The organism is Burkholderia sp. MS455 (assembly GCF_016899445.1).
Taxonomy (GTDB): Bacteria; Pseudomonadota; Gammaproteobacteria; order Burkholderiales; family Burkholderiaceae; genus Burkholderia; species Burkholderia pyrrocinia_C.
Genome location: NZ_CP041779.1, coordinates 1,427,352 through 1,440,538, shown reverse-complemented (window position 1 = coordinate 1,440,538; position 13,187 = coordinate 1,427,352). Strand labels below are relative to the sequence as shown.

The following is a 13,187-nucleotide window of genomic DNA, read 5'->3' as shown; positions in this document are numbered from 1 at the left end:
AAATGATTTGATCGCAGCAATCACGAATCGTTATGGATCTGAATCTTCGCGACATCCGCGCCTTCGTCACCGTCGCGCACGCCGGCAACTTCACGCGCGCGGCCGCGCGGCTGCACCTGTCGCAGCCGGCGCTGACCGTGCAGATCCGCCGGCTCGAGGAAATCGTCGGCGCGCGGCTGTTCGACCGCAACAGCCGCAGCGTCGCGCTCACGCAGACCGGGCGCGAGCTGCTGCCGCTGCTGCAGCGCTCGCTCGACGACATGGAGCGCGTGCTGCGCGATGCGCGCGCGCTCGGCGAAGGCACGAGCGGCACGGTGCGGCTCGCGTGCCTGCCGACCTTCGCGTCCAGCGTGCTGCCTGAGTTGATCCAGTCGTTCCGGCGCGACGTGCCGCGCGCGGGCTTCGAGATTCGCGACGGCGTCGCGAGCCTCGTCACCGCGCTCGTACGCAACGAGGAAGCCGATCTTGGATTGACGGGAGGCGATGCGTTCGATGCATCGCTGGAAGTGCTGTACACGGGCGCCGACCGGCTCGTCGTCGTGTGCCCGAAAGATCATCCGCTCGCGCGCAAGCGCCGCGTGAGCACCGCCGACGTCGCGGGCGTGCCGCTCGTGCTGACCGCGCAGGGCACGAGCGTGCGCAGCGTCGTCGACGCCGCGCTGGAGTCGGCCGGCTGCACGCCCGACATCGCGTGCGAGCCGACCTACATGATGACGGCCGTCGCGATGGTGCGCGGCGGCCTCGGCGTGACGATCCTGCCCGCGACCGCGCGCGAGGTGCGCGCCGAACCGGAGCTGGTCGCGAAGCCGATCGACGATCCCGCGTTCGTGCGGCCGATCGCGCTCGTCACGAAACGCGGGCGCACGCTGCCGCGCGTCGCGCAGGCGTTCGCCGAAGCGATGCTGGCGGAATTGGAAAAGCGCGCGTAAACCGCGCGCCCGGACCGGGAAAGAAAGCCTGCGTAACGCTTATTGCGCGTCCGGATCGACGTGCAGCGACTCGCCGATCGTATAGAAATTGCCGCCCGCGATGTAGTGCAGGCTGCGCAGCGCCGGATCGGCCGATTCGAAATACCAGTGGCCGTCGCGGAACACGCGCGTGTCGGACCACGCACCGATCACCTCGCCGATGAACAGGTCGTAGGTCTGCTGGTTGTGCGGCTCGGGAATCAGCCGGCACGCGAGCCAGCCCGAGCAGCCGGCGACGAACGGCAGGTCATGGCCGTCGACGTCGAATAGCGTGACGCCCGCTTCGCGCAGCTTGTCCGGCCGCTCGGCAAGACTGTGGCTGCCGACCGCGTGCGTGAGCTGCAGCTGCGCGGCCGTCGGCACCTGGATCACGAACGTGCCGCTGCGCTCGACGAGCTCGCGCGTCTTCGCGGACTTGTCGAGCACGACCGTCAGCTTCGGTGGCAGGAAGTCCAGCGCGCACGCCCACGCGGCGGCCATCACGTTGTCGACGCCGTCGTGGCGGGCCGACACGAGCACGGTCGGGCCGTGGTTGAGGAGACGGTAGGCTTTCTTCAGCTCCACCGGAGCGATGTGACTGTCCATACGGGTTCCTTGGAGAACGGCTCGCACGGACGGATGCAGTGCGGCGCGGCGCAGGCCGGCGCGCCTGCACGCGGCCCGGCATGAGGCCGCATTCTCGCACCCATTTTCAATCGGCGCAGACTCGCCCGATCCGTCACTTCGCGAACAGTTGCCCAATGTCGCGGAACGCCTTGAACTCGAGCGCATTGCCGCACGGATCGAACAGGAACATCGTCGCCTGTTCGCCGACCTGCCCCTTGAACCGCACGTACGGTTCGATCGCGAAGGTCACGCCGAACGATTTCAACCGCTCGGCCAGCGCTTCCCAGCTCGCCCAGTCGAGCACGATCCCGAAATGCGGCACCGGCACGTCGTGACCGTCGACGGCATTCGTATGCGCGCCTTCCTGCGACGCGGTCTTCGGATGCTCGTGAATCACGAGCTGGTGCCCGTAGAAGTCGAAGTCGACCCATTGCGTGCTGGAACGCCCCTCTTCCAGCCCGAACACGCGGCCGTAGAAATCGCGCGCGGCCGGCAGGTCGTAGACCGGAATCGCCAGGTGAAACGGGGAAAGACTCATAGTTGCCTCGTGAAGGAACGCTCGCATGGCGCGAGGATCGCACCATGGTAGACAACGCCAGGCAAAAATTAAATCAATATATAGTTTTGCGATTCACAAACGGAATTGATCAATGATCCGCGAACTGAAAACCCTTGTCGCCGTCGCCCGTGAAGGCACGTTCGCGGCCGCGGGCAACCGTATCGGGCTGACGCAGGCAGCCGTCAGCGCGCAGATGCAGCGTCTCGAAGCCGAGCTCGGCTTTGCGCTGTTCGACCGGCAAGGCCGCTCGGCCCGTCTCAACGAGATGGGCCATCACGTGCTCGACCAGGCGCAGGCGCTGATCGGCCTGTACGAGAACCTGAGCTCGACCGCGCCCGGCTCGCCGGCCGCCGTGCGCGTGACGATCGGCGCGATCGCGTCGGTGCAGAGCGCGCTGCTGCCGGCCGCGCTGGCCGATTTCCATCGCCGGCATCCCGCGTGCCGCACACGCGTGATACCGGGGCTGTCGATCGAGCTGGTCAACCGCGTCGACGCGGGCGAGATCGACATGGCCGCGATCATCCGGCCGCCGTTTTCGCTGCAGAGCGACCTGCACTGGACGACGCTCGCGCAGGAGCCGTTCCGGCTGATCGTGCCGCGCGGCGTGAAGGGCAAGGACTGGGCCGCGCTGCTCGCGAACGAGCCGTTCGTGCGCTACGACCGCGCGTCGTTCGGCGGCCGCCAGGTCGATCGTTTTTTGCGGAAGATGCACATCGCGGTGCGCGACACCTGCGAACTCGACGAGCTCGACGCGATCGTCAAGCTGGTCGAGAACGGCGTCGGCATCGCGATCGTGCCGCAGACCGCCGTGTATCGCCGCTGGCCGGCCGGCGTGCGCGCGATCGACCTCGGACACCACACGTTCCACCGCGACATCGGGCTCGTGCATCGCGCACGGCGGACGATGTCGGAACCGGCGCAGATGCTGGCCCGGTTGATCGAAGAGGCATCGCGGCGGCGCCCGCCGTCGCAGGCGACCTGAGTCGCGCGCCCGGCGACGCCGTAGCCGTTGCGGATCAGCGCCGCCCGGCCGCCCAGTCGACGGCCGCGTCGAACCACGAACGGCGCTGCGTTAACACATTCGTTACAGCCCAACCAATTCAATTCATTAAATAATTAATTGACGGATCAATAACAATATCCCGATCGCCGCAATCTCCCTGAGAATCGCCGCAAATTATTAACGGAATCCGCACAACGAAGTAACGAAATTTCGAAATTACAACCAATTGATACGTGATTCCGAATAATTCAGATCCCTCAATAATGAATTCCGCAGTACGTATCTGTCTGCCTCAGGCCACAAAAGAGAATTTCATTTTTGCCGTTTTATTCCGGATCTGTAGTCTCCTGCCATTCGGATCGCGAACACAAGCCAATGCGCAAGGAGATGAAATGAAACGCACGACCCTCTCGTTGATTTCCGTCGCGTCGTTCGCGGCAATGCCCGTCGCGCATGCGCAGTCGAGCGTCACGCTGTATGGCGTGATCGACACGTCGATCACCTACGTGAACCATGCGCAGGGCAAGGACAACGCGTGGATGCTCGGCAACAGCAGCGCGGGCAACCTGGCCGGCAGCCGCTGGGGCGTGAAAGGCACCGAGGATCTCGGCGGCGGGCTGAAGGCGCTGTTCCAGCTCGAGAACGGCTTCGACCCGAGCAACGGCCGGCAGGGCCAGGGCAGCCGCCTGTTCGGCCGCCAGGCGTTCGTCGGCCTGACGAGCGACCGCTACGGCACGCTCACGTTCGGCCGCCAGTACGATCCGCTCGTCGACCTCGTGCAGGGCATCACTGCCGACAATTATCTCGGCAGCGTATTCGCGACGCCGGGCGACGTCGACAACTACGACAACAGCTTCCGCGTCGACAACGCGGTGAAGTACACGTCGGCCGTCTATTCGGGCCTGCAGTTCGCGGCGATGTACTCGTTCGGCGGCATTGCCGGCAGCACGGGCTCCGCGCAATCGTATTCGGCCGCCGTGTCGTACAACAACGGCCCGTTCAGCGTCGCGGGCGGCTACTTCCACGCGACCAACAGCCCCGCGTCGAACGGCCTGCGCAGCGGCTGGACCAGCTCGTCGGACGGCACGTTCGACGGCCCGATCAACAACGGTTATGCAAGCGCGCACTCGATCGGCATCGCGCGCATCGCCGGCCAGTACGTCGCCGGCCCGTTCACGTTCGGCCTCGGCTACAGCAACGCGCAGTACCGCCGCGACGCGAGCTCGGTGTTCGGCTCGAACGAGCACTACAACACGGGGCAAGGCTTCGTGAACTACCAGGCGACGAACGCGCTGCTCGTCGGCGTCGGCTACAGCTACACGCGCTCGGGTGGCGACACGTCGGCCACCTATCACCAGGTGTCGGCCGGCGCGGATTACAACCTGTCGAAGCGCACCGACGTCTACCTGACCGCCGCCTACCAGCACGCGAGCGGCCAGACCGGCGACGGCAACGGCGGCTCGATGGCCGCACAGGCATCGATCGGTTCGTACGGCTATGCGGGCACGAGCTCCCAGACGATGGTCAACCTCGGCCTGCGTCACCGCTTCTGATGCGAAGCGGCCGGTTGCGCGCCGCGCGGCCGGCCGGAACCGCATGCACCCGCACGGCGGCTTCGGCCGCCGTCGTCTTTCGGTCGTCTTTTCATCGCCCTTTCCGGCCCGGACACCGATTGCCGGGCGATTTCCATTCCGCTTGATTCAGCGCCGTTCTCCCGGCATGACTGACGCGATACGTCAGTATTCAGCGCATCATCATTGCACCGGCATTCGCAGAAATGGCGGCCATTTTTACCGATCCACCGTCATCGCGACCGATGATCCGACGCGATAAAAATGCGGGGCGAGCGCCTGGGCAATTGCAAAGGAAAGTTTGACGCGAGCCATTTGTCTGCTCGCTATGGCACACTTCGCGTCTCTCGTCATTTCCTTGCACCGGGCGGCCGGATTCCGCCCCATCCTGCCATGCCGCGTCAGACAACCCGTTCGATCAGCCGCAAAACGCTGAAGGTCGCCTCGACGATCGCGATGTCGTGCGTACTGCACGGCGTCGCGCGCGCCGATTGCCTCGACGACGCGGCCGCGTTCCAGCACGTGAGCGTCGCCCTGATGCGCGGCATCGCGCAGGTCGAATCGGGGATGAATCCGAACGCCGTCAACACCAATACGAACGGCACGGTCGACATCGGCCTGATGCAGATCAACAGCACGTGGCTGCCGACGCTCGCGCGCGAAGGCATCACGCGGGAGAGCCTGTTCGATGCATGCACGAACGCGTATGTCGGCGCGTGGATCCTGTCGCAGAACATCCGCCAGCTCGGCCCCAACTGGAACGCGATCGGCGCGTACAACTCCGCGTCGCCCGACAAGCGCCTCGCGTATGCGCGCAAAGTCTATGATGCAATCCGGACCATGCCGGATTCGCCGGATACTCCCATGCCCATCCTTCCGCCTTCCTTTACGCCGCCGCAACAGCAACAGGCGTACAACCCGTTCGCGAGCCTGAGCGTCGCGGCGCCGCAGGTCACGCGAGCGCGCACGGTATCGCCGGCCCCGCCTCCTCCTCCGCCGCAAGGCGGGCCTGCCGGTCCGGCCGGTACGTACAACTTCGGATGGACGGTCACGGGCGCGGACCAGGCGAAGCCGACCCAGGTGTTCGACGACGGTGCACGGATCTACGTGCAGTTCAGCGACATGAAGCACGTGCCGGCGATCTTCACCGAAACGTCGTCGGGCCGCGTGCTGATGTCGTGGGAGCTGCAGTTTCCGTATGCCGTCTTGACGCGCCCCGCGCAAACGTTGATCTTCCAGCTCGGACCGTTCGAGGCGCGTGCGCAGCGCGGCGCGGCCGGGATGACGGCACAGGCGGCCGGGACGCAGCGGCCCGGGGCTGCGGCTTCGACTTCGGCGCAGTCCGCATCGAAAGCGGCTGCGAATACGCCGGCGCCGCGTACGGCGTCGGCCGATGCGCTGTGGTATCTGAACACGTCGTCGACGTCGGGCGCGACGGCGACGGCGTCGAATACACCGAGTACGGCCAATATGCCGAATACGGCCGCCACGTGGCCGACTGCGGTGACGTCGAATACGCCGCCGCCCCCAACGACCAAGGCGCCGGCTGCGGCCGCTCAGCCGGCGCGCGTCAGCACGGATGCGCTGTGGTACATCTCGAAATAGCGCACCCGCGCTGCCGGCTGCACACTGGTCGCGGCGACCGCCGCTTGATGGCCGGCCGCCATTCGATGGCGCTCATGCGGTCCGCCGGTTGCCGTTCCGCCGTGCCGTGGTTCATCCGGATCACACGCGGATAGTGTGAGCGATGCCGGCAGCGAACGCGCCTCCCGCCGACCGCGTCGATCACCCGCGCCGCACCCACACCACCTTTCCGTCGCGAATGCCGAGATCGCGACGCTCTTCCCGATAATCCATCGTGCCCGGCAACGACTTGCCGTCACGCTCGAGCACGCGCCACAGGCAGCCGTCGAGCAATGCGGCCGCTTCGGCCTCGCTCTTGCCGATCAGCGCGTCGTCCGGCCCCGCGTCTGCCTTGCATGCGCGCGACACGCCCGGCTGCCCGGCGTTCGCCGAAGCGCCGCCGCCATTCGCGTTCTTCGTGTTCATGTCCGCACATCCGGCAAACGTTGCGCCCGCAACGAGCGCAACCATCATCGTGATCGCTTTCTTCATCGATTTCTCCGTTATGCCCGGCCGGCGAACGCGCGACGTTCCGGCCGACCGGGCCTGTTCCATCCGTGACCGGTTGCGCGCGCAACCTGCATTGCCGAAGCGGCGCCGTCACGGGCCGGCGCGATGCCGAAGCCTCGAGCATGTTACCGCACGCGATTGACCATGACGACGCGACGCCGAATCCCGCTTCGCCCGCGCGTGCGCGATCGAACCGCGCAGCGGATCGGCGTCGGCCGCGCTCAGAACTTGTACGTCACGCCGGTCATTCCGGAATAGTTGCTGCGCGTCTGCACGATCGGGCTGTCGCCGTAGCGTCCCAGCAGCCGCGTGAAGCTGCCGGTCGCGTGCACCGACCAGTGCCGCGACACGTCCCAGTTCCAAGCGACCGACATCGTCGCGCTGTCGACGCCGCCGCTCGTCGAGTAGGGGCTGAATCCGCTCGTCATCGACTGCGCATCGGTCACGCCGTAGAACGTCTGCATATACCGTCCCGTGCCGGCGTGCACGCTGCCCGTCACGACGATCTCGTGCCGCCCGGCCTTGAACACCGGCACCGCGAGATCGAGGTGCCCGGACAGGCCGCGCGACGTATGCGTGACCGGCGCGTCGACCGTGACGCTCAGTTCGCCGCCGTCCAGCAACTTCACGCCCGCACGCATGCCGACCAGCACCGAGCCCGGAACGCGGCCCATCCCCTTCAGGTGGTCCGAGCCCGGCAGATCGAAGCGGTTTTCGTCCGCACGGCCCGGGTCGTAGCCCACCGCCGCCGACACGAACGCGCCGTTCGGCAGGTTCAGCCGGTAGCCGGCCCCCCCACTGGTGCCGATGAAAAAGCCGTTGCCGAACATCGCCGAAAACGACGGCGCAACGACGCCGCGATACTGGTTGCTCCCCTGGTAGCGCGGCGCGACGCCGCCGCCGAGCGATATCGCGTACTGGTTTTCGGCGTGGGCGACGGCGGCCAGGGTCAGGCCGGCAAGCGGCATGCAATAGCGGGAGAAGTGGAGGAATGGACGCACAATATCGAGATAAGAATGACGAAGCCCGAAGTCTAGGTGCGGCCGCGCGGCGGAACTGTCCGGAATCTGCGGTGAATCTGTGCCCAATTGTGTTCGAGTGTTCCCGATTGTCTAGCGGTGGCTCAGGCCGCGGCAACGCGGATAGAATTCGAGTGCCGCGTCGCGCGCCCGCCTGCCGGAGCGCCAGGCGACGCGAGCATTTCGGGAAGACCATGAACGACAATCCGCTCAAATACCGTGTGCTGCTGATCGAGGACGACGACCGCCTCGCGCAGCTCGTGCGCGAATATCTCGACGGCTATGAATTCGCGGTGACGGTCGTGCGACGCGGCGATCTCGCGGTCGCCGCGGTGCGCGAACACCGGCCCGCGCTCGTGATACTCGATCTGATGCTGCCGAATCTCGACGGGATGGAAGTCTGCCGGCGCATTCGCGCGTTCACCAACGTCCCGGTGCTGATTCTCACCGCGCGCGCCGACGTCTACGACCAGGTCGCCGGCCTCGAACTCGGCGCCGACGACTACGTGACGAAGCCGATCGAGCCGCGCGTGCTGGTCGCGCGTGCGCGTGCGCTGCTGCGGCGCGCGCAGCCCGCCGCACCGGAATCGCCGGCCGATGCGCCGGCGCACGCGCTCGTGTTCGGCGAGCTGACGATTTCGCCGCCGAACCGCACGGTCACGTGGCGCGGCGAACTCGTCGACCTGAAGACCGCCGAATTCAATTTGCTGCTGATCCTCGCGCGTGCGGCCGGCACGGTGCTGAGCCGCGACGACATCCTGAAGCAGCTGCGCGGGATCGAGTTCGACGGGCTCGACCGCTCGGTCGACTCGGGCATCTCGAAGCTGCGCCGCCGCTTCGAGGATGCTTCGTCGGAGCCGCACCGGATCAAGACGATCTGGGGCCGAGGCTACCTGTTCAGCCCTTCCGCGTGGGACGAGTAAATGCTGCGCCCGTTGATCAAGCTGTATCTCATCGTGATCGTGTGCTGCGCCGCATCGATCATGTTGATTCAATACTCGTTCAACCGAATCTTCTATGAGCGTGTGGCGCAGGCACAGCGCGATTCGCTGACCACCTACGCGTTCGTGCTGAACGACTACCTCGAACGCCATCCCGGCGCGCAGCGCACGCTCGCGCTGCGTGAACTCGCGCAGCACGGCAACGAGCGATTCGGCTTCGTGACGATGGCCGACGCCCGCAGCCAGTTGAGCGGTGCGCCGCTGCGCGACCTCGACGCCGGCAGGATCGCGATCAGCTACAACGGCAAGAACTACTACATGCCGCTCGCCGACGGGTCCGTGCTCCATGCACGCCCGATCGAACCCGCCGACCTCGACATCAAGATCTATGCGTACCTGGTGATCGCGCTCGCGGCGCTGTTCGCCGTCGCACTGTGGACCTCGTATCACTGGCGCGACCTGCGCCGGCTGCAGGAGGCCGCTCGCGCGTTCGGCGCGGGCAACCTGTCGACGCGCGTGAAGCTGTCGGGCCGGTCGAACATCTACGAACTGTCGCAGCAGTTCAACGACATGGCCGAGCGCATCGAGGCGTCGATCAAGCAGCAGCGCGAAATGATGCACGGCATCTCGCACGAACTGAAGACGCCGCTCGCGCGGCTCGAATTCGGGCTCGCGCTGCTCGCGGAACCCGACGAAACGGGACGGATGCGCGAACGCCGCGACGCGCTGCGGCACGACGTACGCGAACTCGACGAGCTCGTCACCGAGCTGCTGACGATCGGCCGGCTCGAACAGGGCGCGAGCCAGCTCGCGCCGATGGAGATCGGCGTCGATGCGCTGATCGACAGCGTCGCCGGCAACGTCGCGAACGACATCGCCGATCGCGGGATCACGCTCGACGTGTCGACGTGCGGTGCGCCCGCCACCTACGTATGCGATCCGAAGCTCGTCGCGCGTGCGTTGCTGAACCTGATCCGCAACGGCGCGCGCTATGCGACGCGCACGGTACGGCTGTCCGCGACGAGCGACGCGTCCGGCATGCTGGTGCTGAGCGTCGACGACGACGGCCCCGGCATTCCGGCCGTCGAGCGCGCGCGCGTGTTCGAACCGTTCCAGCGGCTCGATTCGAGCCGCGACCGGCAGACGGGTGGATTCGGTCTCGGGCTTGCGATCGTGCGGCGCGTCGCGCTCGTGCATGGCGGCAACGTCCGGCTCGACGATTCGCCGCTCGGCGGCGCGCGCTTCGTGATCACGCTGCCGGCGCTGACGCTGCCCGACTTGCCGGGCGACGCGCCGGCGCGGGCCGCGAACGGCATCAGCGATCCCGCGAATACGGCGACGCTGCCACGGCGCGCCTAAGCGCCGCGGCATCCGCCGAGGGGATTGTCACGACTGCGCGCCGGACGATCGCGAACCGGCGCGCACCGGTTCATCAGCCCGCCTTTTGCTTCACGAGCTGATCCGCAATGGGCAGGCTGCGGATGCGCGTGCCGGTCGCCGCGAAAATCGCGTTGGTCAGCGCCGGCGCGACGGGCGGCAGGCCCGGCTCGCCGACGCCGCCGAGCGGCGTCGCGAAGTCGTCCGGCGCGACGAGATGCACGCGGATTTCGCGCGGCGCCTCGTTCATTCTCAGCACCTGGAAGCCGTTGAAGTTGCTCTGTTCAGGATGCCCGTCCTTGAACGTGATCTCGCCGTGCAGCGCGATGCCGAGCCCCATCACCACCGCCCCCTCGAGCTGCGAGCGCACGCGCTCCGGATTGACCTGCGGCCCGCAGTCGATCGCGATGTCGACGCGCGGCACCGAGAGCTTGCCGTCCGCGCCGACCTGCACCTCGCACACCGCGGCCGTGTACGACACGAAGCTGCGATGCGCGGCGATCCCGAGCCCGTGCCCCTTCGGCAGCTTGCGTCCCCAACCGGCTTCGCGCGCGACCGTCTCGACCACGCGCCGCAGCCGCCCGGTGTCGACCGGATACAGCGCGGGATCCTCGCCGTAGTTCACGTTCTTCACCGTGATATGCGGCTCGAAACGCCGTGCGGGCCCGATCAGCTCGAGCAGGAAATCCTTCGGGTCGCGGCCGGCCGCGTGTGCGAGCTCCGACACGAAGCTCTGGACTCCGAACGCATGCGGAATGTTGTAGACCGAGCGGAACCAGCCGATCCGCGTGTGCGCTTGCGCGGCCGGATTCTCGATCCGCACGTTCGGAATCGCGAACGGCAGATCCGCGATCCCTTGCGCGAGTTCGCCCGGCTGCTCGTGCACGACGCCGGCCCTGAACGTCGACTGGATCGACGGCGCGACCGTGCGATGCTGCCACGCGACCACCTTCCCCGACGCATCGATCCCGCCGTCGAACGCTTCGAGCGACACCGCGTGGAAATAGTCGTGCGCGATGTCGTCCTCGCGCGTGAACGTCAGCTTGACCGGCGCGCCGACCGCCTTCGACAGCAATGCCGCCTCCACCACGTAGTCCGGTTTCGACTTGCGGCCGAAACCGCCGCCGAGCAGCGTTACGTTAACCGTCACGTGCTCCGTCGGCAGCCCGAGCGCCTTCGCGATCTCGTCGCGCGTGGTCTGCGGCGCCTGCGTGCAGGTCCATACTTCGCAGCGGCCGTCCGCCACCCGTGCGACGGCCGCGGGCGGCTCCATCGTCGCGTGTGCGAGATGCGGGATGTAGTACGTCGCGCGCACGCGTTTCGCGGCACCGGCGAGCGCCGTGGCCGCGTCGCCGTCGTTGCGGATCACGTCGCCCGGCTGCGCGGCGGCCGCTTCGAGCGTCTTGCGATACGCGGCCGAGTCGTAGTTCGTGTTGGGCCCGTGCTTCCAGTCGATCTTCAATTGCGCACGCGCCTGGATGGCCGTCCACGTGTCGCGCGCGACGACGGCTACGCCGCCGAGCGGCTGGAAGCCGGACGGCAGCGCCGTCGACGCGAGCTGCACGACCTTGACGACGCCCGGCAGCTTCTCGGCGGCCGATGCGTCGAACGACGCCACCGTGTCGCCATAGGCCGGCGGTCGCGCGACGACCGCATACAGCATGCCGTCGAGCCGCGTGTCGATCCCGTAGTGCGCACGGCCGCCGACGATGTCGCGGCCGTCGATCAATGCGGTTTTGCCCTTGCCGATATAGCGGAATTCGGCCGGCGCCTTCAGCATCACGGTGGCGGGATCCGGCACCGGCAGCGCGGCCGCTTTCGCCGCGAGCTCGCCGAAGCCGAGCTTGCGCCCGCTCTTCGTATCGACGACCTCGTGCACCGTCGCCTTGACCTGGCGCGCGTCGACGCCCCACGCCGTCGCGGCAGCCTGCTCGAGCATCGTGCGCGCGGCCGCGCCCGCGCGGCGCAGCGCGGCGAAGCTCTGGCGCAGGCTGCGCGAGCCATCGGTGTTCTGGTTGCCGTAGCGCGGCTCGTCGCCGACTGCCTGCGCGACCTTCACGCGCGCCCAGTCCGCACCGAGTTCATCGGCCACCACAAGCGCGACGCTCGTGCGCACGCCCTGCCCCATTTCGGAGCGGATGCAGGTCACGGTGACGGTGCCGTCCGTTGCGATCGCAACGAACAGGTGCGGATCGTCGCGCAACCCGTGCGGCATCCCGGCGCCGCCGTACTGCGGATTCGTGCTGACGGGCGGCTGCACCGGCGCGGCTGCGCGCGCGAGCGACGGCACGCCGAACGCGAGCAGCAGCCCGCCGGATGCGAAGCCGAGCAGCAGCGCACGGCGGCTTTCGTTGTGGACGGAGAGTTCGGGCGCGCTCATGCCGCACCTCCGCGGCGCACGGCCAGCCGGATTGCCGCGCGGATGCGCGTATAGGTGCCGCAGCGGCAGATGTTGCCGGACATCGCATCGTCGATGTCGGCGTCGCTCGGATGCGGATTCGTCTTCAACAGCGACGCGGCCTGCATGATCTGCCCGGACTGGCAGTAGCCGCACTGCGCGACGTTCAGTTCCTGCCATGCCTGCTGCAGCGGATGCGTCAGGTCCGTCGACAGTCCCTCGATCGTCGTCACGCGTTTGCCGGAAGCGGCCGCGACGGGTGTGATGCACGAACGGATCGCGACACCGTCGAGATGCACGGTGCATGCGCCGCACAGCGCCATGCCGCAGCCGAACTTGGTGCCGGTGTGGCCAAGGACATCGCGCAGATACCACAGCAACGGCATGTCGGGATTGCCGTCGAAATGCTGTTCGCTACCGTTGACGGTCAGCATGATCATCGTTCACCTCCTGGTTGCGACGCCCGCGTCCGGCAGGCATCGAGTGGGGATTCGAACGGCGCGGCGCACATTCCGAACAACCAGGCAGGCGTGGCGCCGTTTCGTGGACCGTGTCGCCTGCAGACACGCTCGGGCCGATGCCGCAAACGACGCTGTCTTCCGGTTGCCTTCG

General features: G+C 67.2%; 12 protein-coding genes. 6 read left to right on the top strand and 6 right to left on the bottom strand.

Annotated features, from left to right (window positions below; all coding sequences use genetic code 11):
- The first annotated feature begins 32 nt into the window (after positions 1-32).
- Positions 33-929, top strand: coding sequence for a LysR family transcriptional regulator (locus FPJ27_RS25810; RefSeq protein WP_204426174.1), 897 nt, complete (start codon positions 33-35; stop codon positions 927-929).
- A 39-nt stretch (positions 930-968) separates the two neighbouring features.
- On the opposite strand, the gene FPJ27_RS25805 is transcribed toward FPJ27_RS25810, so the two are convergent.
- Positions 969-1,553 (bottom strand): flavin reductase family protein, encoded by a 585-nt coding sequence (locus FPJ27_RS25805; protein ID WP_204426173.1) that lies wholly within the window; start codon positions 1,551-1,553, stop codon positions 969-971.
- A 133-nt stretch (positions 1,554-1,686) separates the two neighbouring features.
- Complete coding sequence (locus tag FPJ27_RS25800) at positions 1,687-2,112, bottom strand: VOC family protein (RefSeq protein ID WP_034183320.1); 426 nt, start codon at positions 2,110-2,112, stop codon at positions 1,687-1,689.
- Positions 2,113-2,224: 112 nt separating this feature from the next.
- On the opposite strand from FPJ27_RS25800, the gene FPJ27_RS25795 reads away from it, so the two are divergent.
- The 3 genes from FPJ27_RS25795 to FPJ27_RS25785 all read left to right on the top strand — a co-directional run bounded on the left by FPJ27_RS25795 (position 2,225) and on the right by FPJ27_RS25785 (position 6,312).
- Positions 2,225-3,115, top strand: coding sequence for a LysR family transcriptional regulator (locus tag FPJ27_RS25795; RefSeq protein WP_204426172.1), 891 nt, complete (start codon positions 2,225-2,227; stop codon positions 3,113-3,115).
- A gap of 413 nt (positions 3,116-3,528) precedes the next feature.
- On the top strand, positions 3,529-4,689 hold the full coding sequence (locus tag FPJ27_RS25790; protein ID WP_072435801.1) for a porin: 1,161 nt from the start codon (positions 3,529-3,531) through the stop codon (positions 4,687-4,689).
- 411 nt (positions 4,690-5,100) lie between these two features.
- Positions 5,101-6,312 carry a transglycosylase SLT domain-containing protein gene (locus FPJ27_RS25785; protein WP_204426171.1) on the top strand — a complete coding sequence of 404 codons (1,212 nt, stop codon included), beginning with the start codon at positions 5,101-5,103 and terminating at the stop codon, positions 6,310-6,312.
- Between the two features lie 180 nt (positions 6,313-6,492).
- On the opposite strand, the gene FPJ27_RS25780 is transcribed toward FPJ27_RS25785, so the two are convergent.
- The gene (locus tag FPJ27_RS25780) at positions 6,493-6,822 is read right to left on the bottom strand and encodes a hypothetical protein (protein ID WP_072435805.1); all 330 of its coding nucleotides are present in this window, start codon (positions 6,820-6,822) and stop codon (positions 6,493-6,495) included.
- Positions 6,823-7,061: 239 nt separating this feature from the next.
- On the bottom strand, positions 7,062-7,808 hold the full coding sequence (locus tag FPJ27_RS25775) for a MipA/OmpV family protein (RefSeq protein WP_204426170.1): 747 nt from the start codon (positions 7,806-7,808) through the stop codon (positions 7,062-7,064).
- A gap of 245 nt (positions 7,809-8,053) precedes the next feature.
- On the opposite strand from FPJ27_RS25775, the gene FPJ27_RS25770 reads away from it, so the two are divergent.
- Together FPJ27_RS25770 and FPJ27_RS25765 are read left to right on the top strand one after the other, a co-directional pair.
- Positions 8,054-8,782 carry a response regulator gene (locus FPJ27_RS25770; protein ID WP_072435807.1) on the top strand — a complete coding sequence of 243 codons (729 nt, stop codon included), beginning with the start codon at positions 8,054-8,056 and terminating at the stop codon, positions 8,780-8,782.
- Entirely contained in the window at positions 8,783-10,159 is a 1,377-nt protein-coding gene (locus FPJ27_RS25765; protein ID WP_204426169.1) for an ATP-binding protein, read from the top strand. It abuts the gene before it with no gap.
- A 73-nt stretch (positions 10,160-10,232) separates the two neighbouring features.
- On the opposite strand, the gene FPJ27_RS25760 is transcribed toward FPJ27_RS25765, so the two are convergent.
- Entirely contained in the window at positions 10,233-12,557 is a 2,325-nt protein-coding gene (locus FPJ27_RS25760; RefSeq protein ID WP_204426168.1) for a xanthine dehydrogenase family protein molybdopterin-binding subunit, read from the bottom strand.
- Complete coding sequence (locus FPJ27_RS25755; protein WP_175963889.1) at positions 12,554-13,015, bottom strand: (2Fe-2S)-binding protein; 462 nt, start codon at positions 13,013-13,015, stop codon at positions 12,554-12,556. Before FPJ27_RS25755 ends, FPJ27_RS25760 begins: the two co-directional genes overlap by 4 nt.
- Between the last annotated feature and the right edge of the window lie 172 nt (positions 13,016-13,187).

Excerpts from the sequence above, each read along its gene's own strand:
- FPJ27_RS25810 (WP_204426174.1), top strand. The coding sequence starts at position 33 with ATGGATCTGAATCTTCGCGACATCCGCGCCTTCGTCACCGTCGCGCAC.
- FPJ27_RS25805 (WP_204426173.1), bottom strand. The coding sequence starts at position 1,553 with ATGGACAGTCACATCGCTCCGGTGGAGCTGAAGAAAGCCTACCGTCTC.
- FPJ27_RS25800 (WP_034183320.1), bottom strand. The coding sequence starts at position 2,112 with ATGAGTCTTTCCCCGTTTCACCTGGCGATTCCGGTCTACGACCTGCCG.
- FPJ27_RS25795 (WP_204426172.1), top strand. The coding sequence starts at position 2,225 with ATGATCCGCGAACTGAAAACCCTTGTCGCCGTCGCCCGTGAAGGCACG.
- FPJ27_RS25790 (WP_072435801.1), top strand. The coding sequence starts at position 3,529 with ATGAAACGCACGACCCTCTCGTTGATTTCCGTCGCGTCGTTCGCGGCA.
- FPJ27_RS25785 (WP_204426171.1), top strand. The coding sequence starts at position 5,101 with ATGCCGCGTCAGACAACCCGTTCGATCAGCCGCAAAACGCTGAAGGTC.
- FPJ27_RS25780 (WP_072435805.1), bottom strand. The coding sequence starts at position 6,822 with ATGAAGAAAGCGATCACGATGATGGTTGCGCTCGTTGCGGGCGCAACG.
- FPJ27_RS25775 (WP_204426170.1), bottom strand. The coding sequence starts at position 7,808 with ATGCCGCTTGCCGGCCTGACCCTGGCCGCCGTCGCCCACGCCGAAAAC.
- FPJ27_RS25770 (WP_072435807.1), top strand. The coding sequence starts at position 8,054 with ATGAACGACAATCCGCTCAAATACCGTGTGCTGCTGATCGAGGACGAC.
- FPJ27_RS25765 (WP_204426169.1), top strand. The coding sequence starts at position 8,783 with ATGCTGCGCCCGTTGATCAAGCTGTATCTCATCGTGATCGTGTGCTGC.
- FPJ27_RS25760 (WP_204426168.1), bottom strand. The coding sequence starts at position 12,557 with ATGAGCGCGCCCGAACTCTCCGTCCACAACGAAAGCCGCCGTGCGCTG.
- FPJ27_RS25755 (WP_175963889.1), bottom strand. The coding sequence starts at position 13,015 with ATGATCATGCTGACCGTCAACGGTAGCGAACAGCATTTCGACGGCAAT.